We start from the raw sequence: 26,606 nt of genomic DNA, 5'->3' as shown, positions 1-26,606 counted from the left end.
ATGGGTGGGCAGAGGACATCCTGGGCGACCTCCGAGGGCACCCGCAAATCGATGGTCGCGAACCGGGGGCGCGACACCGGGCCCGAGCTGGCGGTGCGCAGATTGCTGTATGCGCAAGGACTCCGGTACCGCGTGAACTCTCCGCCGGTGAAGGGGCTTCGCCGGTCGGCAGACATCGTGTTCACGCGGGCGAAGCTGGCGGTCTTCATCGACGGATGCTTCTGGCACGGGTGCCCCGACCACTATCAGCGGCCGGGTCGCAACCAGACCTACTGGGATGCGAAGGTGCAGGCGAACCGAGCGCGTGACCGGAACACCGACGACACCCTCGGGCAGCGCGGATGGACCGTGCTGCGCGTCTGGGAGCACGACGTGCGCGCCGACCCCGAAGGGGTCGGCGCGCGCATCCGTGACGCCTACGAGCAGCTCAGCCCATCGCGCTGACGGACACGTCGAGGGCGGAGTCGATGACGTCCTGGAAGTACCCATCGAACCCGTCTCCGCCGACCAGCATCGCCCGATCGAGCAGGAGGTTGAAGCTCTCGCAGGACGTCTCCGGCGCAAGGAGACACGCGTGGCACGCCGCGAGGTTCAGGCCGTCGATGCTCTGCGGATCGGACTCCGAGCACACCGGGTCGTTCGCGCACCAGGCGACCTGCTCGAGCGAGCGCAGCACGACGCCGGTGAGGTAGTCGGCTTCGCCCTGGCGCGCGAGACCGCCGAGCGTCCCTTCCACATCGGTCGACGTGGTGTAGATGAAGACGCCGTAGTCGCCGGTGCTCTCGCAGTAGATGCGCTCGCGAAGAGACGGTGCCGAATACCCGCTCACGAAGGCGAGCTCGCGCATGATCGCGTGCGCGAAGGCGTGCAGCAGCAGGAACGGCGGGCTGGTCTCGTGCAGGCGGCTGCCGAGCATCGAGCCTTCCTGGTTCGACTCGATCCGATCGGCGCGTCGCTGCACCCCGTCCTGCGCGGCCCACACGTCGACCGCGGCGGAATCGAACGTGATGAAGATCCCCTCGCCGTATCCCTCGACGGCGGGGTACCAGCTCCGCTCCATCGGGCGCTTGGGCACCGAAGGCACGAGCTGGGCCTCGGGCGTGTACCGCCGGAACCCGATCGTGGCGCGCACTTCGCGTAGCCGGTCGACCAGCACCACGTCTCCAAGCCCGGCCGGTGTGCGTTCCGAACGTCGCTCGACGCGGGTGACGAAGTCCTCCGCGGGCGCCGAACCCGAGATCGCCGCGACGAAGGCTTCGAACTCTTCGCTCAGGAGCGACCGCTTCGTGTCTTGGAGCGTCGGTTCGTCGCTTGTGAGAGCTCGGACGCGGTGGCGGACAGTCTCTTCGGGGTGCCCGTGGGCGTTGGCGAGTTCGGTCACCATCGGATCCACCAGATCGGCGTACCCGTTCTGCACGGCAGGCCAGAAGGGGTGCTTCAGGATGATCTCGTCGAGCTCCGCCTCGCGACCCTCGACCTCAGGAATGTCGATCGCGGAGACGACCTCACCGAAGTAGAGGCTCGTGGCACCACGCTGCAGCACTTCGAGCGGCTTTCCACAGTTCCCCCACTCGCGTTCCCACGGCTGCTTGCCACGACAGGTGAAGCCGTCGCGCACCAAGACATCGCCGCGAAGATCGCCGAGCGACCGAGTCGTCTTGCACGCGTCGCAGGAGACTTGGAGAGCGCTCAGGCCCTCACGGGCACCCTTGGACGGGTGGAAACGCAGGCGGTCCTTCCGATCGCAGGTACCCGACCCGGCGCGGTGGACCCAATCGGGCCAGGGCACGTCGTCTGCGTGGCTCTTGGTGGCGCATACCGTGACGAATCGCATCGGCACGAGCCGGCCCTCGCAGTCGGGGCATTTCGGAGTAGAGCCGGACTCCATCATCCGGGTCCAGCGCGTCATCCGTCGGCACTCTTGACAGAACAACCAGGCGGGGAACCGGGCGAATTCGAGCCCTGGGGTCTTGGGTGCGTCGGGTTCACCGCTGCTCGGCGCGGCCCACAGCTCGTCGACTCGGAGTTTGGCGGCGAGCCGATCGCACGACACCGAGTTGCGCACGCTGGCCGGCGGCCACTCGTCCCCCGTCATCGCCATGAACGATTCGCCGAGGATATCGACGAGGGCGCCCGGGCCGAACGGGGAGACGGTCTCGCTGAGCCGGATCGTCCGGATCACCTTGTCGTTCTTCGCCATCAGCGTTCACCATCCGCTCGCACTCGGACGACGCGATCCACCGACCGCATCGAGTTCATCGTCGACCACCCGGCGCCGGTGTCCGTGAACTGCTTGAGCAGTCGCTCGCCCGCGGTGAATGACCGATACATCAACGGGGTGCCGCTGAGTCCAGCATCCTCGGCGCGATGCTCCCAGTCGTCGAGCGCCTTCTGCAGTTCGTCGGCCACCTTTTCCGCTTCGCGGCCATCGGCCACCTGCACATGCCGAGTGAGCATCTCGACAGCCTTCTTGACGGGCGAGGCATCCACATCAAACTGGCTCGCCTTGTCGTTCAGATTCAGCCCCGCGCCGTGCCGCACGAGGATCACCAAAGCCGCGCGAAGCGCCCTTCGCCGCGCCTGGAGTGACCACGGCGTCACCGTCCCCGGTTCCACGAACCGGTAGTACGCCCGGTGATACGCCGTGAACGACTCGAACACGGACCGATCGCGCGGCTTGCCCGAGCGGTACATCGTGACGACCAGTCCCGGCACATCGCCACGTCCGACTCGGCTCGTGGCCTGGATGTACTCGGACGTCGACTTCGGCTGGCCGTTCACGAGCATCAGCCCGAGCCGACTGACATCGATGCCGACGGACATGATGTTCGTCGTCGCGAGTGCGTCGAGCGGCTTGCCGCCGCTCTCCGGCCCCTCGCCGAGCTGTTCGAGGATGCGGAGGAGTTCGTCGGACGAGACGTTGCCGTTGAGTTCCTCGATGCCGTCCTTCGCGAGCGTCCTCGACGGTCCGTCGTCATCGCGATCGGCCCTTCGATCGAGTGCGGCTCGGACGTCGTCGCGCAGGATGGTCACGGTCCGCCCCAGCTCCCGGAGGCTGTTGTGGTAGACGACGAGCGTCCAGTAGGCATCCAGCTCCGCGCCCGTCATCCCGAGCCGAACCGGAGCGTTCAGCATCTCGGTCGAGATCTGGCCCAGCGCCCACGACGGGGTGTGGGCCTGCGGCATGATCCCGACGTACATGCGGCCGGCGCGATCCGGGTCGGGCTCGGCGAAGTAGCTGTCGTCGGCGTCGAGCCCACTCGGCGGGAACACCGAGACCTTCGACGCCATGAGTTCGCGGATCTGGTCGGCCGAGGCGCGGGTCGTGGCGGTCGAAGCGACGACCTTCGGCGCCGTGCCCTTCCATGACATGAGGCCCCGGATCGCCGCCTCGTAGATGCCCACGATCGTTCCGAGCGGACCCGCGATGAGGTGCAGCTCGTCCTGAATCACAAGCGACGGCGGGTCGTACGCCACGCCGCCGAGCCCGAACATCGACGCGCCCTGGTCGATCCATGCGAGACGCGCGAACTTGTCCACCGTCGCGACCAGCATCGTCGGCGGGTCTTCGAAGATGCCCTCGTCCACCACCTGGACCGGGAGCTTGACATGGAACGGGCATTCGGCGTGCGGGCAGAAGAACTGGAACGAGAACTTGGTCGCCCGAACCCCGTAGAGCTCCTCGTAGCGCGACTGGCGCTCTGGCATGATCGACGTCCCGCACCAGCTGCACTGGCGGAACTGGAACGGATTCTGCGGACTCTTCTCGCGCAGGACCCGCTTCATCTGGTCGGCGGCCTGCTCGTACGTACCCGGCGTCGTCGTGTTGCCGAGCCAAAGCCCGATCGAGAATGACGGAGTCCCCGCCAGCCGGTCGTCCTCCGAGCGCAGCAGCTCGAGGGCGCAGATCAGGGTCGCGGCACGCTGGAACTGCTGTGCCGTGAGTAGCCGCATCGTGTAGCGGGTGAGCACCGCCGTTCCGCCGCCGTGGACGCCGCGGTCGAGGCGACGTCGGATCATCTCGATGGCCGCCAGCCCGAGGTACGCCTCGGTCTTGCCGCCACCGGTCGGGAACCAGATGAGGTCGACCAACTCCCGATCCTCGTGCTCGTCATCCGTGGTCGAGGCGAGCGAGAGCAGGATGAACCCGAGCTGGAACGGATGCCACCTCGGCTCGCGATCCGGTCCGGGTTCGGGCGCCGGCTCGAGAGGAACTCCGATCTGGCCGGCGTGGCCGCGCGCCCATCGCTGCTGCAGCATCTGGGTACGCATCGCGCGGTTCGCGAGTCGGAACGCCGTCAGAACCGAACCACCCGACTCGAGCAGTCGGATGCCGTCTTCGATGCGGTCTCGCGCGGTCGACATCCGTTCGAGGATGGCGGCGGCGGGCTTCTCGAACCGCGACGGAAGGGATGCCGCTTCCTGCTCGCGATCCGACACCCATGAGCGATATCCGCTGAGGAACGCACGGAGCCCGGTGCCGAGGTCCGCGGCGCTGACGCTCTCGTCGGCGAGCCACGCCAGTTGAAGAGCCTGGAGCGTGCTCACCCGGGCCCGGACCGCGGGCACCTCCTGCCGGGGAATGGTCTCGGTCATCGCGTAGCCCGGGGCGTCGCCGTCGTCCCAGACGACGGCGGTACCGTGGCCGATCGCGTACGTCGGCTTGGATCGGTAGCGCAGCTCGAGCTCGCGATCCTCGTCGGAAGAGGTCACGGGGTTGCTCGTCGGGTATGGGTGCAGACGTCCGGATTCGATGTCGGCGCGGATGCGGACCTGGAACAAGCACTTGGTCGGATCCGACTTCGCCTTGCCGGCGGCGGCAGTTTCAGCGTTGGAGACGGCGATCGTCGTGAGGCGCTTCTCACCGATGATCCGAGTGCGCCATGCCAGGTCTGCACGGCCATTCAGAGTCGTCTGTCTCCCGTGGGCGGTCGTCGGGATGCGGATCCCAGCCTGCGACACGTCTTCCCGCCGCCAGGCTTCGCGCGGGCCATCCGCGGGCTCGTCACCCGAGGTCTCGGCAGACTCGTCCTCGCGATACGCGCCCGCGTCGACCGACACGATGATCGCGTCGCCGTCGTGGATGAACGACATCCCCATCGACTGCGGAGCCCATCCGAACGCACCGACGAGGCTCAGCCCGGGATCGTCGTCCTCGTCGGGCCGTTCTCCACCGACGTCGAGCTCGTCGTCGACCACTTCGGCGGTCTCGCCATGCAGCACCCCGGCCTCGATGTCCTCATCCAGCACGGTCGGTACCGCGGCGACCGCGCCTTCTTCGACGGGGTACATCGTGCCGACGAGGTAGGCGTAGACAGGGTTGCGCGAGAGGACCTCGTTCGGTCCATCCAGGGGGCCGAGCCACATGCGCCGCAACTCGTCGACGTATTCGTTCCGGACATCCGTGGCGCTCATGCGTTCTGCGTCTCCCACAGGTAGTTGAACTCGGTGAAAGCGAGCTGCTCCCCGAACTCTTCGAAGGTATCGGCCACGTTGACGATCAGGCAGCGCTCCTTGCCGCCGTTCCTCGGTCCGCGGAGGCCGCGGCCGATCATCTGGTGGTACCGGTTGGGACTGAACGTCGGGCGCGCGATGTACAGCGCGCGCACCTTCGGTGCGTCGAAGCCTTGCGTGAGGAGGTCGCAGTTGACGAGTACCTGCGTCTTCCCCGCGCGGAAGTCTTCGATGACCCGTCGCCGCTCCTGTGGTCGCATCGTTCCGTCGACGGCGGCGGCACTCGCTCCCTCGAGGGTGAGGAGCGCTGCGATCGTGTGTGCCGACGCGACGGACGCCGAGAACACGAGCACCGGCCAGGAGGGGTCGTGGGTGAGGATGTCGTCGACCAGCGTCTTCGTCCGGTCGATGTCCTGACCGATGCGATCGAGCATCGACTTGGTGACGTCCTTCATCTGCCTGAAGCCTGCGACGTCGGCGTCGGTCGCATCGACCGACATCCCGTCGAGGACGTAGTGATCGACCTCTGCGAGCACCTCTGCCCGACGGAGCTGACCGATCGGATCCTCCGGGTCCAACGACTCGAGCTTCTTGTTGCCGAACCGCTCGGCGAAGAGCCGGTTCAGTTCGGGGTTGCGACCGCGGAACGGGGTCGCGGTCAGGCCGAGCAGGGGTCGAGCCGTCTTCGCGCTGGCCTGACCTCGTCCGGCGACGATTCCGAGCCACCGCAGGATCGACGTGTACGAGAGCGTACCGGCTCGGTGGGCCTCGTCGATGATCACCAGGGCGGCCTGGGCAAGCCACGGATACGCCCGCTCGTCGTTGGTGATCCGTGTGTGCAACTTGGCGTCCGTGGCGACGACGACCTGGAGCTCTTCGCGTGATTCGTCGAGTTCGTAGTCGCCCCAGAACCTGTTGAGGTCGAGGACCCGTTCGTCGCCGATCGCTCGCCACACGTCGGTCCAGGTCTGGATGGCCTGCTCACAGAGCTCCTGGGACTGCGCGATCCACAGCACGGGTCCCCGGATCTCGTCTGCCACGAGCATCCTGACGACGGCCTCAACCGTCACGCGCGTCTTTCCCGCGCCGGTCGGCAAGTAGAGCAGACCGCGCTGGTGCTCGCCGTCGCTCGAGCGCTCGAGTACGTGTGAACGGATGTCGCCCGCGAGCTGCTCCTGAAAATCATGGAGCGGTTTGAGGTCGATCCGACCGAGCACCTGCTGAAGCGCGGGGCGCTTGACCTCCTTCGTCCCGGCATACCCCGTCGGGAAGCCGAGCCGCGAGACGAAGGCTTGCGCCTGATCCGACCCGGCCCAGTCGCGAGGCACGGGCAGCTTGAGCGCGCCGAGCTCGTCGCGCAGGTACCACAGGCTGTCATGTCCTCGGACGCGCCAGTAGAGCTCCGCGACGTCGATGTCACGGCGCTTGCCGCTCTTCCCCTCGACCGCAGCCAGAAGCCCCTGGGGGAGCGCCTGCTTGAGCACGGCGGGCCCGAACAACAGCAGCAGCTTCTCGGGCGGTGTCGGTGCGCTTCGGACTCGGGCGATCAGATCGTTCCGCCGCATCTGGTCGTCCGCGTCGAGGACGGCCGCGATGTCGGAGCGTGAAAGCCCCAGGCCGAGCTGCTTCGACACCTCTTCGAGCACTCCCTGGTCGTCGAGCGAGTCGTCCACGATGACGAGGTCGTCGTACCTGTGCCCCATGAGGCGCTGCTCGATGGTGCCGCCCGGGGTCGTGACGCGCCGGATGATCGCCGGGCTTCGGCGCAGGCGAACCTTGCCAAGCGGGAGCGCGCTGTGCCCGGGAAGGCTCGGGAACCGGTCGGTGAGCGGGGCGGCGTCGCCCCCGTCGCGGATCTCGTACGACCTGGCGAGGGCTTCGTCGCTCGACCGCAGTCCCCATTCGGCGATCGCGTCCGCACCCTCGACCGAACCGTCGAGATAGGCCACTCCGTGCTCGTCGAGGATCGCCCGATCTTCGGCCGACGAAGCGAGCACGACATCCGCCGGTCGTCGGAGGACGATCGTCCCGCGCGACACGGCGGGGATCTCATCGGGTGCCGACAGCGACGCCCGCCCCGCGGCCTCGACGACGAGTTCCGTCACCATGCGGTCCGATTCGACCGTCTGGCCGGAGCGTGCGAGTGCCCCGAGGAGGATCCGGTCCGGAACCTCCTCGAGCGTTCGAGGTAGCGGCAGCCGCATCGAGACCTCGGATTCGGCCGCCGGGAGGAACGCCCCGTAGGCGCGGAGGGCGCTTCCGACGGCGTCGTCGACCGAAGTGAATCCGGTGGTGGTGACGATGCGGCCGTAGGTCTGGATCGCCCACCAGTCAGGTGCGTCGATCGGGATCTCCGCAATGTGCTTCGAGCTCGACAGGGTGATCGAAACGGTGGCGGTGCGCGAGGGGAGAGCCTTGAGCAGGGCCTTCGTCCAACCTGCACACGCGCTCGGATCGTCCTGGAGCTCGACGAGGATCTGCAGGGGGCCGCTGGACGGGATGTCGGGCACCCCGAGCTGCCTCGACGTGTGCCCGTTGCGGCGGAGTTCGTTCCGGACGTACTTCAGCTGCACGTCGCGGTATTCGGAGTAGACCGCCTCGCGCCAGGGCTCCCAATCCGGATCGGCCTCGCTCAGCGCCCCGGCCGCCTCGAGCAGGTCTCGACGGCCCTGGTGCAGATCGCTCGCGTGACGAGTGGCGAGCGTGGGTGCCCACGCGTCGGACGCGAAGACCTCGCGGGCTGGGCGCCACGGCCCCGAAGCCGTCTCCACCATCACGTCGATGCCGCGCTCCCGGATGTCGGTGATCGCCCTGGCGGCCGACGACGGCGCCGCCTGGAGGAGCGCGCTCCACAGCCTGCGCCAGTCGCCCTCACCCCAAGAGGGCCTGGCACGTGCGGCGAGCGCGGCAGCGGTCTGATCGGTCGAGACCGTCGAGAATCCGAGCGCTTCGAGCAGTTCGCGAACGTCGCCGGTCGCGAAACGGGCGTCGATGAGCGGGACGCCGTCCGGTGCCGGGGCGTCGTCGAGCGGGATCAGCACCGCCTTGTTCGCGGAGACCCGCTCCCATCCACCGCCCTCGACTGGGACGATCCTCGCCGAGCCGATCTGCTCGGAGAATCCCGCATTGCGGAGGGCGCGGAAGATGCGGAGCGCTCCGGCGATCGACTCGGTCGTTCGCAGATGGCCGAGCTCTTCCAACCACGCGACGACCGTCGTCTCGTTCGGGGCCGCCTTGCCGTCCTCATCCCTCAGCAGCGTCCGGAGGCGCGAGACGCGATCCTTCGCCGTGGTGTAGGCCGACCAGTGGGGGATGGAGTCGCGGTCGACGAGGCCCTGCCAGGCCCTCATCAACTCGAACGGAGGGTAGGGAGCTTCGGGTGACGGCACGTCGCGGAAGTGGTCGCGGGCGCGAAGCACGCCGTTGCGGTCGGGGATGATTGCACGGCCGCGCGCAAGTTCCGGGATGCGGAACGTCAGGATCCGGTCTGCCGCACTACGGATTTCACGTCCACGGGCAGGGAACAGATCGAGGTGCGCTGCGGGGTCGTCGCCCCGTGCCGAACGGATCACCACGTCGAGGAACAGTTCCGCACAGACCTCCAGCATCTCGCCGTTGAGTGCACTGGTCGCGAGCAGCGTGGTGCGGTCGTCGTTGACCTGCCACGGCGCGTTGAAGATTCCGCGCGCGGTGGTCTTGTCGCGCAGCGGGAACCAGGCCCACAGTTCGCCGAGCTCCGTCTGCCCGCGCTTGGGCACGGCGTACGACACCGTCATCGATTGCCGGGCCATATTGGCGGTGAGCGTCTTCAGCACGTCCTCGCTGGGGCGGTACTCGCGTTCCGCGTAGAGCCAGGCGGTCGGTTCGGTGTTCGGCCCGGTGAGCGTGACTTCACCCGACGTCAAGTCCCCGTCGCGTCGGTGGGCCGCCGGAACGGGCGCACCATCTCGGTCGGTGAGCACGATGTTGAGCCGGGACACGGACTTCATGAAGAGCAGCGACTGGGTCTTGAACTCCTGCAGCTCAGTTCGGAGTCGAGCGCCGTCGCGCATGAGGGGGAGCTTGACGACGGTGCTGGCCCAGGTGAGCATCTCGGCCAGGTGCGGGTCGTCGGCCGTGGCGGCATCGACGTCGATGAGACTCGGCACGCGCATGAGGGGCACGCGTCCGTCGGGGGCGGCCATCCCACCGAAGAGCTCCGCCGTCTCGGGCGCGTTGAACTCGAAGCTGACGCTGCGGCTGAAGATCTGCGGGCGGTCCGAGACGCCGAGCACCGACTTGAACCCGAGGCCGAACCGCCCGATGCTCTCCTCGTCGCGCTTCGGGCTGAGGAAGGCGTGGCAAACCGCGCGGATGCCGCCTTCGGAGAACGGCACGCCCTCGTTGGCGCAGTACAGGTTGCCGCCCGCCATGCGGAACTCGATGGTCCCGGCCGAACCGGACGCGGTGAGTGCGTCCACCGCGTTCTGCAGCAGCTCGCTGATCTGTCGTTCGCCGTATCCTCCGGCGCGGAAGCTGTCTTCCTGGTTGACGTGTTCTTCGAGCAGGTCCGGGTTCACTTCATACGTGCGCAACGCGATTCGTTGGCGCTCCTGCACGTACTCGCGCAGCCGGCCGTCCGCGCTGTTCCACTCCATGGTCTTGCCTTCCGATGTAGGGCTCGCGAGCGTCCATGCGCGCGTCGGGAGTGCGCGGAGGGCCGACCGTGCGAGCTCCGACCGGTCAGCCGAGTGACGTTACAGACCCGCACCGACATCCGCCCTCGGATGCCCGTCCTCGAATCCTTTCAGTACTCGCAGGAGGCCTGGCAACCTCAGGCCGGGATCGAACGCACCCCCAAGACGGGGGACAAGCCGGGGTGCTCCTGCGGCGGGCCCGTGCCCGTCGCTAGCATGAGGGTCGCGGAGCCGACCCGCACGGCACCGCGGATCGAGAGGACTCCCACGTTGCCGACTCCCTACACTTCGGCGCCCGTGACGGAACGCTCGGCGCTCAACGTCGCGCCCGGCTCCGTCGTGGTCGTGCGCGACGCCGAGTGGATGGTGACGGCAGCCACCCAGACCCAAGACGGCCTCCTCGTCCGCGTCCAAGGCCTCTCCGAGCTCGTCCGCGACACGACGGCATCCTTCTACGAACACCTCGACCACATCCGCGTCCTCGACCCCGCGGAGGCCCGCCTCAAGGCCGACGATTCACCCGGCTACCGGCAGGCGAAGCTCTGGCTCGAGGCGACCCTCCGCAAGACCCCTATCCCGCTCAACGAGCCCGGCCTGACGGTCAGCACCCGAATGCTGTCCGACCCGCTCGGCTACCAGCAGGCGGCGGTGCGCCGGACGCTCGACCCGCACAACCTGCGCCCGCGCATGTTGATCGCCGACGCGGTCGGCCTCGGCAAGACGATCGAGATCGGCATGGTCCTCTCCGAGCTGGTGCGGCGCGGGCGGGGCGAGCGCATCCTCATCGTGACGCCGAAGCACGTGCTCGAGCAGATGCAGCACGAGATGTGGACCCGGTTCGCACTCCCGTTCGTGCGGCTCGACTCCGTCGGCATCCAGCGGGTGCGGCAGAAGCTGCCCGCGACCCGCAACCCGTTCAGCCTCTACAAGCGCGCGATCATCTCGATCGACACGCTGAAGCAGGACAAGTACCGGGCGCACCTCCGCAAGCACAAGTGGGATGCCGTCGTGATCGACGAGTCGCACAACATCACCGGCCAGACGCAGAACAACGCGCTCGCGCGACTGCTCGCCCGCAACACCGAGGCGTTGATCCTCGCGAGCGCGACCCCGCACAACGGCAATAAGGAGTCGTTCGCGGAGCTGATCCGGCTGCTGGAGCCGACCGCGGTGTCGCCGGAGGGCGACATCGATCGCGGCGAGCTCGGCAGGCTCGTGATCCGTCGCCACCGCCACAGCCCCGAGGTGGCTGAAGAGGTCGGCGGCGACTGGGCTGAGCGCAAGGAGCTCCAGCACTTCGCCGTGCCCGCGAACGACGTCGAAGACGCGATCGCCGACGAGCTGGCGGATGTCTGGCTGTACCCGGCGTCGGGGGCGAGCCCGTACTCGGGCGACAACAAGGGCCTCTTCCCGTGGACGCTCGCGAAGGCGTTCCTGTCGTCGCCCGCGGCGCTCCGCGAGACGGCGACCGAGCGCATCCGACGCATGGGCGCCGAGCCGACCGCAGCGCAGGCGGTCGAGCGCGCGGCCCTCGAACGCCTCGCCGAGCTCGCCGCGGAATCCGAGGCGACGGGCTCGGCGAAGTACGACCGCCTCGTCGCCTATCTCCGCGAGATCGGCATCACCGCGAACGGCACCGAGCGCGCCGTGGTGTTCTCCGAGCGCGTGCCGACACTGAAGTGGCTGCGGGCGAAGCTGCAGAAGGATTTGAAGCTCCGCGCCGACCAGATCGAGGTGCTGCACGGCGGCCTGAACGATCAGGAGCAGCAGCGCATCGTCGAGTCGTTCAAGCAGTCGTCGTCGCCGATCCGCGTGCTGGTGACGGGCGACGTCGCCTCCGAGGGCGTGAACCTGCACTCGCAGTGCCACGAGCTGATCCACTTCGACATCCCGTGGAGCCTCATCCGCATCGAGCAGCGCAACGGCCGCGTCGACCGCTACGGGCAGCGCCACCGCCCGCAGATCACCACGATCCTGCTGACGCCGCGCAACGAGCGGTTCGCGGGCGACGTCAAGGTGCTCACCCGCCTGATGGAGCGCGAGCAGGAGGCGCACCAGGCGCTCGGCGACGTCGCGTCGCTCATGGGCAAGTACGACGTGACGGCCGAGGAGGACGCGATCGCGCGGGCCCTCGCGAAGGGCGTCGACGTCGACGAGATCGTGCCGGGCATCGAAGGTCTGACGGCAGACGAGGATGACCCGTGGCTGGCGCTCCTGCTCGGCGCGGCCGCCGAGGAGGTCGATCCGACGGCGGATGCCTCGGCCGAGGCGTCTGCCGCGGGCAGCACGTCGGCCGGGGCATCCGGTCTGTTCGCCGATGACGAGGCCTACCTGGGTGCCGCACTCGAAGAGGTCTTCACGACCCCGGCCGCGGCGCCGGGCGCGCAGGGCGGCGGCGTCGGCTGGCGGCGACACCCCGGGCACGGGCTCGTGGAGTTCACGCCGCCCCGCGACCTCGCCCAGCGGCTCGCGGTACTGCCGCAGAGCTACCTCCGCGATCAGGGGGTCACGGAGCACCTGAAGCTCGCCGTCACCGAGACGCTCGCGAAGAGCGTGCTGCAGCAGGCGATCGACGACCGGTCGAGTCGGTCGCTGTGGCCCGAAGCGCACTACCTCGGCCCGCTGCATCCGGTGCTCGAGTGGGTGAGCGACCGCGCGCTCGTGAAGCTCGGCCGCAACGAAGTGTTCACGGTGCGCGGCGACGTCTCGTACCCGACGGTGCTGCTCATCGGCACGCTGACGAACCGGCGCGGCCACGTGGTCGCCTCGTCCTTCCTGACTGCGGCGGTGCCCGACGCCGACGATCCGTCGTTCGTGCTCGTCGCGCCGCACGCGAGCGCCCGAGAGGCCCTCGACGAGCTGGGTCTGCTCGGCACGCTGTCGAATCCCGGCGCGGTCGAGGGCATCGACGACCTGCAGCGGCTCATCCGCCCTGCGGTGCGGCACGCCGACGCGCTGATGTCCGAACTCGCGCAGGCCGCCGCGACCGACGTCGAGACGAACATCGACCGCTGGTCACAGCGCGTGCGGCGTTGGGAAGACGAGGCCCAGGCTCTGATCCAGCGCAGCGACCTGCAGCAGCGCCGGCTCACCGTCGAAGAAGAACAGACCGTCGCCGAATCCATGAAGCCGAGTCGGCGGCTCGTGCGCCCGCTCCTGCTGGTCGTGCCGAACGAAGGAGTGAACTGATGGCGTCGGACGCCTTCATCGTCGGCGAGGGCTGGATCAGCGAGCACTACTTCAACACGGATGCCACGAAGCAGTCGTTCCAGGCACGCGTCGCGCAGCGCCGCAAGGAGTGGGACGCGCTCGCCGAGTCGGGCCAGGAATCGTCGCGCGCCGCGTTCCTCGCAGTCCGGCCGGAGCTGGTCCGCGCCTACGCCGACCTCGAGGACGAGGGCGATTCGTCCGCGCAGGATGCCGCGGCCCGCATCGGCCGGACCCTCGTCGACGGGCTCGGATTCGGCAGCGGGCTCTACGAGTTCGACCGCCGTGGCCCGGTGGCGTCGGTGCGGCAGCGCGGGCTCGACGAGCCCGCCAAGCTCGTCGTCCTCGACGCACGACACGTCGCCGAGGTCGAGGACCTACTGCAGAAGGATGCCGCGACCCTCGCCGAGCCGTTCATCCCCGCCGACGACGAGTCGGTCGAGATCGCATCGGCGTCGCGCGCCCTCTCGCGCCTGTTCGCGGCCGACGACGGCCCGGCGTTCGCGCTCGTCGTCGCCGGACGGTGGTTGCTCCTCACCGACCGTGAGCGGTGGCCCGAGGGCCGATGGCTCGCGATCAACCTCCAGCTCGTCGTCGAGCGCGACGACCAGAAGAAGGGCGGCGAGCTCGACCGCACGATCGCGTGCATCACGGCGGAATCGCTGCTGCCCGACGCCGAGGGCACGGTGTGGTGGGACTCGGTCTTCGACGACTCGGTGAAGCACACGGTCGGCGTCTCGAAAGACCTCCGCGAGGGCGTGCGCTCGTCGATCGAGATCATCGCCAACGAGGTCGTGCGCCGCCGTGCCGCGAAGGGCCTCGACCCGCTGCCGGCCGACGAGGCGCAACCCCTCGCGAAGCAGGCGCTCCGCTACCTCTACCGCATCCTGTTCCTCCTCTACGCCGAGGCGTCGCCGGAGCTCGAGGTGCTGCCGATCGGGGCGAGCGAGTACGAGGAGGGCTACAGCCTCGACCGCCTGCGCGAACTCGTGCTCGTGGAACTGACCGTCGACGCGGCCGACCGTACCCACTTCCACGACTCGCTCGGCGTGCTGTTCCGCTTGGTCGACCAGGGCCACCGGCCCCAGACCGCGGCCGAGGCCGCCGACGTGCCCGAGGGGCTGACCTTCAACAGCCTCAAGGCCGACCTGTTCCTGCCTGCTGCGACCGCGCACATCGATGAGGTCGGCCTCGGCGACGAGGCGATGCAGCGGGTGCTCGCGCACCTGTTGCTCAGCAAGGAGCAGCGCGGCCGAGACCGCGGCTTCATCAGCTACTCCGACCTCGGCATCAACCAGCTCGGCGCCGTGTACGAGGGCCTCATGTCGTACACGGGCTTCTTCGCGACGACCGACCTCTTCGAGGTCGCGAAAGACGGGGATGCCTCGAAAGGCTCCTGGGTCGTACCGGTCGACCGCTCGTCGGGCATCTCGCCGAAGGACTTCGTGCAGGCCGAAGACCCGATCACCGGCGAGAAGAAGGCCGTGCTGCACGAGCGCGGAAGTTTCGTCTACCGCCTCGCGGGCCGGGAGCGTCAGCAGTCGGCGTCGTACTACACGCCCGAGGTGCTCACGAAGTTCGTCGTGAGCCAGGCCCTCGAAGAATTGCTCGATCAGGACGGCCGCACGACGACCGCCGACGAGATCCTCGAGCTCACTGTCTGCGAGCCCGCGCTCGGTTCGGGCGCGTTCGCCATCGAAGCCGTGCGCCAGCTCGCCGAGGAGTACCTGACCCGGAAGGAGAAGGAGCTCGGCGAGAAGGTCGACCCCGAAGATCGCCCGCGCGAGCTGCAGCGGGTGAAGGCCTCGATCGCGCTGCACCAGGTCTACGGCGTGGACCTCAACGCGACGGCGGTCGAACTCGCGGAGATCTCGCTCTGGCTCGACACCATGGTCGAGGGCCTCGCCGCCCCGTGGTTCGGACTGCACCTCAAGCGCGGCAACTCGCTCATGGGCGCGCGCCGCGCGGTGTATTCGACCGACCAAGTCGCGAAGAAGAGCTGGCTCAAAGACGTGCCGCGCGACGTGCCGATCACCGAGCTCGCCGAGAACCTGCGCGAGGGCCGTCTGGCTCAGGGGACTGCGGGCGCGATCCACCACTTCCTGCTGCCAGCCGACGGCTGGGGTGCCGCGGTCGATGCGAAAGAAGCCAAGGAGCTCGCCCCCGAGGCGCTCGCGAAGCTGAAAGCATGGCGCAAGCAGATCCTGCTCAAGCCGAGCGCCGCGCAGACGAAGAAGCTCGTCAACCTCGCCTATCGTGTGGAGACGCTCTGGCAGTTCGCTCTTCGCCGCCTCACCATCGCCGAACGCGAAGCTCGTCGCGAAATCGCCCTTTGGGGCCAACACGCTACCCTCGCCGCCGGTCGAGTAGCGCGCGCCAGCGAGCGTATCGAGACCCCCGACGCCACCCCCGTCACCCGAGCTGAAATCGAACGCAAACTCAACGATCCCGAAGGCGCATTCCAGCGACTCCGTCGCGTCATGGACGCCTGGAATGCGCTCTGGTTCTGGCCGCTGACCGACACCAACACGGATGGCGCCCAGCCGCCGACGCTCGACGAGTGGATCGACGGCCTCACGGCGATCCTCGGCACCCACTTCGAGGGCAAGAAGACCGGCAAGACCGCCGGCGGTGAGACTCTGGGGCTGCCGACGAGCTGGGATGCTCTCGGTGACGCTGAGGAACTCGACCTGTCGTTCGCAGGTGCCCAGACGGTGGGCGACCTGGTCGACGCGACGCCCTGGCTCGCCGCCGCCGAGCGGATCGCCGTGCAGCAAGGTTTCTTCCACTGGGAGCTCGGCTTCGCGACGGTGTTCGAGCGCGGCGGGTTCGATCTGCAGCTCGGGAACCCGCCGTGGGTGCGACCGCGAGCAGATGTCGATGCGCTGCTCGCCGAAGGCGACCCGTGGTGGCAGCTCGCGGTGAAGCCGACCCAGGCTCAGGTCAGCACCAAGCGCGCAGCTACGCTCGATCTGAATGGCATCCGGGCGCTCGTGATCGATGGCACGGCCGAAGTCGCCGCGACTGCGGCGTTCGTCGGTGCGCCGCAGAACTATCCGCACCTCGCCGGGCTCCAGCCGGACCTGTACCGATGCTTCATGGAGCGGACGTGGTCGAACGTCGGCCACCGCGGCTCGATCGGATTGATCCATCCGGAGACGCACTTCACGGACGAGAAGGCAGGACTGCTCCGAGAGGCGGCGTACTCGCGACTTCGGCGGCATTGGCAGTTCGTCAATGAGCTGACGCTCTTTGAGGTCGATCACCACGTCTCGTACGGTGTTCACGTCTACGGCGCTTCGCAGCAGGTCCGCTTCGCGATGGCTACATCGCTCTATCACCCCGAGACCGTGGTCGGTTCGCTTCGCCACGACGGCACTGGGGAAGAACCCGGCCTGAAGGACCGCGAGGGCAAATGGGACCTCAGGCCGCATCGAGGCCGCATCACCCGAGTCACCGAGGAGACGCTTGCGGTCTGGCACGCCGTACTCGAAGAGCCTGACGTGCCATTGCGTCGCACGCGAATGGTCTACGCGGTCAATGGAGCGACAGCAGAAGTGCTCCGGAAGCTGTCATCGGCCACGCGAGTAGCAAGCCTGGGACTGGGCTTCAGCACAGGGCTCACCGAGACCAAGGCGAAGGTCGATGGCCTTATTCAGCACGGCTGGGGGAAGCCTCCGAGCCTGGAGGAGGTGGTTCTTCAAGGACCCCACATCTTCGTGTCGACTCCCATCTACAAGGTGCCGAACGCAACGATGCTCCATAACCTGGACTGGCATGCGGTCGATCTCGAGGCACTGGATTCCGAGGTTATCCCGGAGACCTCGTTCAAGCTGGCGACCTCGCTTGCCAAGTATGTGGATTCGTACCCGAAGTGGCGTGGTGTGTCTTCAGTCACGCTACCGAGAATTGGGTGGCGCGGCATGGCCGCCAATAGCGGCGAGCGCACTCTGACCGCCTGCTTGCTACCGCGAGGCGTCGGCCACGTGAACGTGGTCTATGCTGCCGGCCATCCGGACGTCGCGGTTCGCGACATCGTTCGGGCTGGGGGATCCATGTCCAGTCTGCTTGCAGACATGCTCATTCGGGTCGCCCCAAAGAGCGGCATCTACATGTCGTCGGCAGCGCGTGTCCCGCTCATGTCGTCCAAAGAACTTGAGAATCCGCTACTGCTTAGGACCATACGTCTAAACGCGCTAACGCGTTCCCACGGCGAGTTTCTGGAGGCTTCGTTCTCCAGGGAGTTCAGTCACGATACATGGGCGGGCGGCTTGGAGTATCCGGGACGAAGCCCTCTTGCCATCACGGCTCCTGAATGGTCCCTATCGACCCCCCTGACCAGAGCTACGGATCGCCGGCAGGCGCAGCTGGAAATTGACGCGATCGTAGCTCTTTCCCTTGGCCTCACTGCCGATGAGCTCTGTACGATCTATCGAACTCAGTTTGCTGTTCTGTACGGCTACGACCGCTACTCGTACTTCTACGACGCCAACGGGCGTCTTGTCCCGAGCTCGGTGCTCGCAGTCTGGCGTCAGAAGCGCGAAGCGATCTCCGAGCAGGAGCGCACTGCGACGCACCCGGGATCGGGCATCGACTACACGTACGAACTTCCGTTTGTGACGCTCGACCGGGAGGCGGACATGCGGCAGGCGTACGCACACTTCGAGCGGATCCTGCAGGAGCGGCCGTGAGCGAGCTGCTGCCCAGCGTCGAGGCGGAGCAGATCCGGCGGAGCCTGCTCGGCTACCTGACGACGACGTTCGCCCTCGCGGACGTCGAGGCGCGCGGTGCGCTGAGCTCGTTCCTCGATCACCCCGACGACGGGATCTTCCGGGGGCCGTATGTGCGGGTGCGGCTGCCATTCCGGCCCGCCGAGGCCGACCGACCGTCGGCGCTGGAATGGGACAGCGGCCAGACGCCCTACGGCCACCAGGCCGCCGCGTTCGAGCGGCTGAGCAGCGCGAACCTGAGCGAGACGAAGCCCCAGCCGCTGCCGACGCTCGTCACGACCGGCACGGGCTCGGGCAAGACCGAGGCATTCCTGTACCCGATCCTCGACCACGTGCTCCGGGCGAAACGGAACGGCCAGGGGGGCGTCAAGGCGCTCATCCTGTATCCGATGAACGCGCTCGCGAATGACCAGGCACGGCGACTGACCGAGCTCATCACGACGCGCGAGGAGCTCCGCGGCATCCGGGCGGCGATCTACACCGGGCAGACCGGCGACGAACGCTCCCACGTCACCCCCGACGGACTCATCACGAGCCGCGCGGCGATCCGGGGCGAAGCGCCCGACATCCTGCTCACGAACTACAAGATGCTCGACCAGCTGCTGCTGCGCGGCGAAGACCAGTCGATCTGGGAGCAGAGCGCGAGCAGCCTGCAGTACCTCGTGCTCGATGAGTTCCACACCTACGACGGCGCCCAGGGCACCGACGTGGCGATGCTGTTGCGCCGGCTGCGGCTCACGCTCGAGAGGTACGCTGCCGGCCCGGTGCAGGTCACGCCCGTCGCGACCTCGGCGACGCTCGGCGACCAGGGTGACCCGACCGCCATGATCGGCTTCGCCCGCACCGTGTTCGGCGTCGACTTCGACGAGACCTCCGTCGTCACCGAGACGCGGATGTCGTACGACGAGTGGTCCCGCGAGCCGAGGGCTCGGGTATCGGCGGGTGGCTTCACGGCCCGGTCCGTCGACAACGCGCTCGTCGATGCGGTCATCGAGGCGGTCGCCGACCCGCGCGAACTCGAGGTCGACGACCTCACGCGTCGCGTCATCGCCGCCCTCTACGAGGGGGCCGCGCCCGAGTCGCTCGATGATGAGTCGGCCGCGGCCCTTGCTGCGGGGCATCCGCTCGTGCGCGCCCTGGCCGAGTCCGCGACCGACGCGGTGCGCCTCGCCGATCTCGCCGACCGCATCCTTCCCGCCGGTCTCGCTGCCGACGAAACGTACGAGACTCGGGCCGAGCGACGCCGGTCGTTCCTGGTCACGGTGCTCGCCGCGCTCAGCCACATCCGCACGCGGCAGGGCCGCAGCGCGCTCTCGATCGACCTGCACCTGTGGCTGCGCGCGCTCACCCGCATCGACCGTGCCGCCGACCCCGTGGCCCGGTTCCGCTGGAGCGACGACGGGCAGATGCTCGGCGCTGAGGTATCCGACCTCGACAGCGCTCCCGCCTACCCGGCGATTTACTGCCGCCACTGCGGCCGCAGCGGCTGGGGCGTGCAGCTCGCTCCGGTCGGCACCTACCTCGACCACGACGACGTCGACATCCGTGCCAACCACCTCCACCGCGAGCGCGGCTTCCGCGCCCTCGTCCACGCACCGAACGAGGCCCGTCGTGCGCTGGACGAGCCCGTCGACGGGCTCCGCTGGTTCCACGTGCGCGACCGCATCATCCTCGACGCCGCACCCGACGAGGATGCCGTCGTGCTGCCGGTGCTCGTGCTCACCGGCCCCGACGTCGAAGACCGCTCGAAGGACGACCAGTGCCCGTCGTGCGGCCGCGCCGACGGCATCCGCTTCATCGGCAGCGCCGTCGCCACCATGCTCTCGGTCGCCGTGACGACCCTCTTCGGCGAGCAGTCGCTCGACGTCGCCGAGAAGAAGGCCCTCGTCTTCACCGACAGCGTGCAGGATGCCGCCCATCGCGCCGGATTCGTGCAGAGCCGCTCGCACGTCTTCAGCCTGCGCAACGCCGTGCGCCGCGCCGTCGGCACCCGTCCGGCGAACATCTCGAAGCTCGTCGAGCTGCTGCTGCAGGATGCCGGAGACGACCGCGACTCCCGGTACCGCCTGCTGGCGCCCGAGATCGTCGACCACGACAACTTCCGCGACTTCTGGGAGGCGGAGTCCGCGCGCGACGTCGACCCCGCCGTCGAGGAGCGCGTGCGTCAGCGGCTGCTGTTCGACCTCGTCATGGAGTTCGGCCTGCAGTCCCGCGTCGGCCGCACCCTCGAGCTCACCGGAAGCCTCGCCGCCGAGGTGAGCGCCGGCGCACCCGCCAAGCTCGAGGCGATCGGCCGGTCGGTGCTCACCGGCTTCTCGACCGCGACGACGCTGGACGACGACACTCCGGCCGAGGTGCCCGCCGACGTCGTCGTGCGATGGGTGAGGGGCGTGCTTGAACGTCTGCGCGACCGCGGCGCGATCGACCACGAGTGGTTCCGCAAGTACCTCGAGAACGACGGCCGTCGCTGGTACCTCTGGGGCGGACGGCCCCGCGGCGCCGGTATGCCCGCCTTCCCCGACGGGCGAGACGCCCCCGGATTCGCGCGCATCGGCGCGGCCGCCGCGGCTGGCGGCCCTGGCCAGAAGAGCCAGCTCGACCAGGCCGGATCGAGCCAGGGCTGGTACGCGACCTGGGCGCGCGACGTGCTCGGCGTCACCCCTGCCGCCGGGGCGCACCTCACCCGGTCGCTGTTCGCCCAGCTCGACTCCGACGGCGTCGTGTCGTCACTGGGCATCGGAGCCGGGGCGGCGACGGTCTATCGCCTGGGCCCGTCGTCGGTCACCGTGTATCCGGTCGACCTCGCCGACCTCGAGGGCGGTCGGCATCTGCTCGCCTGCGACGTCTGCCAGAACCCCGTGCCCGGCACGATCGCCGTCGTCGACCAGCTCGCCGACGGCCCGTGCACCTCGTCCCGGTGCCCGGGCACCCTGCGTCGGAGCCGCGGCGGCCAGAACTACTACCGCGCCCTCTACGACGACGGTGACATGCGACGCGTCGTCGCACGAGAGCACACGAGCCTGCTCGACGACGAGACCCGCCTCGCCTATGAAGACGGCTTCAAGGCATCGGACACCGAGCCCGACAGCCCGAACGTGCTCGTCGCGACCCCGACGCTCGAGATGGGCATCGACATCGGCGACTTGTCGACCGTCATGCTCGCCGGACTCCCGCGCACCGTCGCGTCGTACCTGCAGCGCGTCGGCCGTGCGGGACGCCTCACCGGCAACGCCTTCTCGCTCGCGTTCGTGACCGGACGCGGCGAACAGCTGCCGAAGCTCGGCGAACCGCTCTCCGTCATCAACGGGGCGGTGCGCGCCCCCGCCACGTACCTCGACGCCGAGGAGATCCTGCGGCGCCAGTACGTCGCCTCCCTCGTCGACCGGCGCGCGGCCGACCTGACGGACGCGCCGCGGAACGCCCGCGACGTCCTCGCATCGACGGAACCCGGTACGTTCCTCGGCGACCTCGTGGCGGACGCCGAGGCTCACGCGGGCGAGCGGCTCGATGCGTTCCTCGGTGCGTTCGACGCCGACAGCGTGAGCGAGGCGGCGCACGAGGCCCTCCGCCGGTGGGCGAGCCCTGGTGAGGAGCCCGGATCGAGCGCCTTCGCGGCGGCCGCGCGGGAGGCGGTGCGGCGCTGGAGCGCCCAGGTCGACGAGGTGCGCTTCCGCAAGAACGCCGTCGCCGACGCGCTCGACGACCTCCGCAAGGCCGCCGAGCACCCGACCGCCGGCGACGACGAACGGCGCGAGTACCGCACCGCGCGAGCCTCCTATGCGATGGCGACCAAGCAGCTCGCCGAACTGCGCTCGGAGCACTGGGTCGCCGCGCTCGAACGGTTCGGGCTGCTGCCGAACTACTCGCTCATCGACGACTCGGTCCGCCTCGACGTCGCGCTCAGCTGGATCGACCCCGACAGCCTCGAATACCGAGACAAGGCGATTACCTACCAGCGCGGCGCGGGCATCGCCATCAGCGAGCTCGCGCCCGGTGCGGTCTTCTACGCGCAGGGTATCGAGATCGCCGTCGACTCCGTCGACCTCGGCAGCGGCGGCGAAGCCGTGCGCACGTGGTCGTTCTGCCCGGCCTGCGGGTTCGGCTACGACGTCGCCACGGTCGAGCAATCGCACGCCGCCTGCCCCCGCTGCGGTGCGAACGGCATCGCCGACACCGCCCAGCAGCTCCGCGTCGTCGAGCTCGAGCAGGTCTCGGCCGAGGTTCGGCGCGACGAGGCATCCATCGGCGACAGCCGTGACGAGCGCCAGCGCGAGCGGTTCGTCATGCAGGTCGCCCCCGACGTCGACCCGGCCGGCATCACCGACGCCTGGTACGTCGAGGGCGACGGGTTCGGCGTCACCTACGCGCGAGACCTCACGGTTCGCTGGCTCAACCTCGGCAAGGTCGGTCCGGCCGGCGAAAACCGGCTCATCGCCGGTGAGGAGCGCACCGCGCCGCTGTTCCGCGTCTGCGCGGTCTGCGGCAAGCTCGACGCCGAGGCGAACGCCAATTCGCGACGCGAGCACAAGCCGTGGTGCCCCAACCGCGACGCCAGGGACGAGCAGGCGATCCCGATCGCCCTCAGCCGCACGCTGACGACCCAGGGCATCCTGCTCCGACTGCCGCCGCGCATCACGCTCGGCGACACCCTCGCCGTGCCGAGCCTCGCCGCGGCGATCCTCCGCGGCCTCCGCGAGGTCATCGGTGGCGACCCCGACCACCTCCGCATCGTCGAGACGGTGCAGCCCACGCTCTCCGACGGAACCGAGAACGTGCCCGCGCTGCTCGTGCACGACGCGGTGCCCGGCGGCACCGGCTACCTCGCCGAGCTCGCGAACGTCGGCCGCATCCGCGAGCTCCTCGAGATCGCCTGGACGACCGTGCGCGACTGCCCGTGCCGCGGCGAAGGCCGGGCATCCTGCCACCGATGCCTGCTGCCCTACGCGCCGGGCGGAAGCATCGACCGCGTCTCGCGGGCGAGCGCCGAACACAGCCTCGCGGTGCTGCTCGGCGTCGCCGACGGCGAGCCGACCGCCTGGGACGTCACGCGCGAAGACCCCGGCGTGCCCGTCGGCGAACCGGTGATCGAATCGCTGTTCCGCGAGGTCTTCATGGCCCGGGCGAAGAAGCTCGGCGCGGGCGTGAAGGAGATCCCCGGCGACCACGGCAACAAGGTGCAGGTCACCTTCCCGGGCAGCCGCCGCATCTGGATGCTGCAGCCGCAGCTCATGCTCGGCCACACCCAGCCCGACTTCGTGCTCGAGCAGTTCGGCGGCGGGACCAAGCCCATCGCGATCTACACCGACGGTCGCGCATTCCATGCGTCGGTCGCTCACAACAAGATTGCAGAGGACGCCCAGAAACGCCAGTTGCTGCGCGACCAGGGCTATCTCGTGCTCGCGCTCACCTGGGACGACCTCGTGCGTGCCCGCGACGAGAAGGTCGAACCCGCGACGCCGTGGTTCGACGCGGGCAAGGCGACGGCGTTCTCGGGACAGTACGGTCTCTCGCTCGCGTCGCTCGACCACGTCACGGCGAATCCTATGACGTGGCTGATGGGCTGGATGCAGGACCCGGAGAAGGCCGCCAAGCGCTGGGAGGCCGTCGCCGAGGCGCTGCCCATGCTCGTGCGCCTGCCGACGAGCGTGCTCGTGGATGCCGCCGGTCGCACGGTCGAGGAACTCGCCGCCGCCGCCCTCGTCGACGGTCTGCCGCCGGGCACCGACCCGACGACCTGGCAGCTGCGCCACGATCGGGCCGTGCTCACCGCCCGGCACATTGGGCAGGGCAAGACCGAGGCATCCGTCGTGCTCGACGACCGGATGCCCGCCCTCGCGGGCACCCTGTTCGCCGACGACTGGAAGTTCTGGCTCCGACTGTCGAACCTGCTCGGCGCGCGCCTCGACGGTTCGTCGGTCGCGATCGCCGCACTCAGCGACATCCTGCCGACCGCGGGCGCCGCCGCGCCTGGACCGGTCGACGTGACCCTCCCCGCCGACCTCACCGTCGAATGGCAGGGCCTCGTCGACCTCGCGACCCCCGAGGAACAAGTGCTCCTGCACGCGTTGCACGCGATCGAGGGCATGCCGGTGCCCGAGATGGGGGTCGAACTCGGCGACGGCATCCCGGCGTCGTTCGCCTGGATCGAACCGAAGATCGTCGTGCTGCTGCACCCCGCTGGGGGCGACCGTGCCGAACTCGAAGACGACGGCTGGACGGTCGTCGACGCCGACGCGACATCCGTGGCCGCCGCCCTCGGCGTGAACTGACGCCGCCGACCCGAATCCACCCGAGAGGACGCCGATGCCCAACCTGATCATGACCAAGATGAAGGGTCAGAAGCACGAGAAGGCCGTCGATCTGAAGATCATGTCGTTCCTCCGCAAGCTCACGGAGGACGACGGCATCCCCGGCCTGAACATCGAGCGGATGAACCACCCGGTCGACGAGCGGGCGCGAACCGGGCGGGTCGACATCCACCTGCGCGCGGTGCTCTACCAGCTGGACCCGATCGGGCAGGAGCGCACCTACGTCTACGCGGGCACCTGGGAGCACGACGAGGCGATCGAACGGGCACGCACCCGGAAGCTGCAGATCAACCCGGTCAACGGGATCCCGGAGTTCATCGAGGCGACGACGCCGGCCCACGAGGCGGCGGCCGGGCAGTCGTCGTCTGCTGCGCCCGAAGCGGATGTCGCGCCGGCGCGCTCCTTCCTCACCGAGCGCTCGTACTTCCGCAGCGACCTCGTCGACGAGTTCGGCTTCGCCCCCGACCTCGCCGAGCGGGCGTTCGCCGCGCCCGACGAAGACGCTTTGCTCACCTTCGCCGCATCGCTCGAGAACGAGTGGCAGGCATCGGTGCTGCTCGAAATGGCCGTCGGGTCGGCGATCTCCCAGATCAAGGAGTCGCTCGGCATCGGCGAGGCGGTCGAGCCCGTCGCGCCCGCCGAGATCGACGATCGGCACGAGGACGCACGCCTCGTCGACGCGCTCAAGCACCCCGCCGCGCAGATGCAGTTCACCTTCGTCGACTCCGACGAGGAGCTGCAGCGGGTCATCGAGGGCGGCGACTTCGGCGCTTGGCGCGTCTTCCTCCACCCCGACCAGCGGCGGTACGCCACCGCGAAGTACCACGGGCCGTTCCGGCTCACCGGAGGAGCGGGCACCGGCAAGACCGTCGTGCTCATCCACCGCGCGCGCAACCTCGCGTGGACGGACGCCGGATCGCGGGTCGTGCTCACGACCTACACGCGGGCGCTCGCCGACAACCTTCGCCGGGACCTCGAACGGCTGGACGCCACCACCGCGATCGCGGACCGACCCGGCGAGCCGGGCATCCTCATCCGAGGGGTGGACGCGCTCGTGGCATCCGTTCGGGAGCTCGCCGGCACCGGATTCGGCGACGCGGCCGTGAACGTGATCGGCTCCCCGATCGACTCGGCCGCGCGACCCGTCGCCAACGACAGCGGCTGGGATGCGGCGGTCGACGACTCGGGCGCGGACCTGTCCGGACCGCTCCGCTCGAAGTCGTTCCTCTCCGGCGAATACCTCGAAGTGATCTTGCCGAACCGCATCACGACGAAGGACGAGTACTTCACCGCCCGCCGACCCGGACGCGGGGTCGCGCTCGATCGCGCGAAGCGGGCCGAGGTGTGGAAGGTCGTCGAGCACTTCCGCCGCAACGCCCGCATCAACTCGACCGTCACCTACGCCGAGCTCGCCGCCGTCGCGGCCGGATGGCTCGCCGGACTCGACGGCGGCGGCCCGCGCACGTTCGCCGACCACATCCTCATCGACGAAGCGCAGGACCTCACCGCGGCACACTGGCAGTTCCTGCGCGCCTTCACCGCCGAGGGCGACGACGACATGTTCATCGCCGACGACATCCACCAGCGCATCTACGGGCGCCGCGTCGTGCTCTCGCGGCTGGGGATCGCGATCGTCGGCCGGTCGCGTCGGCTCACCCTCAACTACCGCACGACCGAGCAGAACCTGCGATACGCGCTCGGGCTGCTCGAAGGCGCGGAGTACATTGACGCCGAAGGCGCCGAAGAGGGCGTCGCGGGGTATCGCTCCAGTCGACTCGGTCCGGATCCGCGACGCATCGCGTCCACCTCGGCGGGGGAGCAGTACACGGCGCTCGCCGACACCGTGCGGGGCTGGCTCGATGCCGGCGTGCGCGGCGAGACCATCGCCGTGCTGACCTCCTCCAACAACGCCTCGAAGGACGTGCACGACGCCCTCGAACACCACGGCATCGCCAGCACCATCCTGACCTCGGCGAAGCAGACCGGAACCGACCCGGTCGTGCTCACCATGCATACCTCGAAGGGCATGGAGTTCTCACGGGTGGTGCTCTTCGACATGTCCGACGGATCGTTCCCGTCGACGTGGGCATTCAAGGGCGTCGCGCCGGAGGACCGCGCGGACGTGGAGCTGCGGGAACGGTCGCTGCTGTACGTGGCGTCGAGCCGGGCGCGCGACGAGCTCGTGGTGCTCTGGAAGGGACGCCCCTCGCCGATGCTGACCGAATCCTGAT

At 68.9% G+C, this 26,606-nt stretch carries 8 protein-coding genes; 5 read left to right on the top strand and 3 right to left on the bottom strand.

Annotation, left to right across the window (positions count from 1 at the left end):
- Positions 1–444, top strand: a complete 444-nt coding sequence (locus ACIQH8_RS07625; protein ID WP_400996708.1) for a very short patch repair endonuclease — start codon at positions 1–3, stop codon at positions 442–444.
- Here the strand turns inward: ACIQH8_RS07625 and drmB are convergent.
- The 3 genes from drmB to ACIQH8_RS07610 are packed head-to-tail and all read right to left on the bottom strand — an operon-like array spanning position 428 to position 10,091.
- Complete coding sequence (gene drmB / locus ACIQH8_RS07620) at positions 428–2,200, bottom strand: DrmB family protein (protein ID WP_400996706.1); 1,773 nt, start codon at positions 2,198–2,200, stop codon at positions 428–430. The genes ACIQH8_RS07625 and drmB overlap by 17 nt on opposite strands.
- Positions 2,200–5,415 carry a helicase-related protein gene (locus ACIQH8_RS07615; RefSeq protein ID WP_400996703.1) on the bottom strand — a complete coding sequence of 1,072 codons (3,216 nt, stop codon included), beginning with the start codon at positions 5,413–5,415 and terminating at the stop codon, positions 2,200–2,202. The genes drmB and ACIQH8_RS07615 overlap by 1 nt, the downstream gene beginning before the upstream one ends.
- The gene (locus tag ACIQH8_RS07610) at positions 5,412–10,091 is read right to left on the bottom strand and encodes a sacsin N-terminal ATP-binding-like domain-containing protein (protein WP_400996701.1); all 4,680 of its coding nucleotides are present in this window, start codon (positions 10,089–10,091) and stop codon (positions 5,412–5,414) included. Before ACIQH8_RS07610 ends, ACIQH8_RS07615 begins: the two co-directional genes overlap by 4 nt.
- Before the next feature lie 336 nt (positions 10,092–10,427).
- On the opposite strand from ACIQH8_RS07610, the gene ACIQH8_RS07605 reads away from it, so the two are divergent.
- The 4 genes from ACIQH8_RS07605 to ACIQH8_RS07590 all read left to right on the top strand — a co-directional run bounded on the left by ACIQH8_RS07605 (position 10,428) and on the right by ACIQH8_RS07590 (position 26,605).
- Entirely contained in the window at positions 10,428–13,319 is a 2,892-nt protein-coding gene (locus tag ACIQH8_RS07605) for a helicase-related protein (RefSeq protein WP_400996699.1), read from the top strand.
- Positions 13,320–13,630: 311 nt separating this feature from the next.
- Complete coding sequence (locus ACIQH8_RS07600; protein ID WP_400996695.1) at positions 13,631–18,028, top strand: DNA methyltransferase; 4,398 nt, start codon at positions 13,631–13,633, stop codon at positions 18,026–18,028.
- The gene (locus ACIQH8_RS07595) at positions 18,025–24,336 is read left to right on the top strand and encodes a DEAD/DEAH box helicase (RefSeq protein WP_400996692.1); all 6,312 of its coding nucleotides are present in this window, start codon (positions 18,025–18,027) and stop codon (positions 24,334–24,336) included. Before ACIQH8_RS07600 ends, ACIQH8_RS07595 begins: the two co-directional genes overlap by 4 nt.
- A gap of 34 nt (positions 24,337–24,370) precedes the next feature.
- Positions 24,371–26,605, top strand: a complete 2,235-nt coding sequence (locus tag ACIQH8_RS07590) for a 3'-5' exonuclease (RefSeq protein WP_400996689.1) — start codon at positions 24,371–24,373, stop codon at positions 26,603–26,605.
- Position 26,606 lies beyond the last annotated feature (1 nt).

This window comes from Agromyces sp. GXQ0307 (genome assembly GCF_044769845.1).
GTDB lineage: Bacteria > Actinomycetota > Actinomycetes > Actinomycetales > Microbacteriaceae > Agromyces.
Note: the sequence above shows the minus strand (reverse complement) of the source record. Positions and strands in the feature narration are given on the sequence as shown.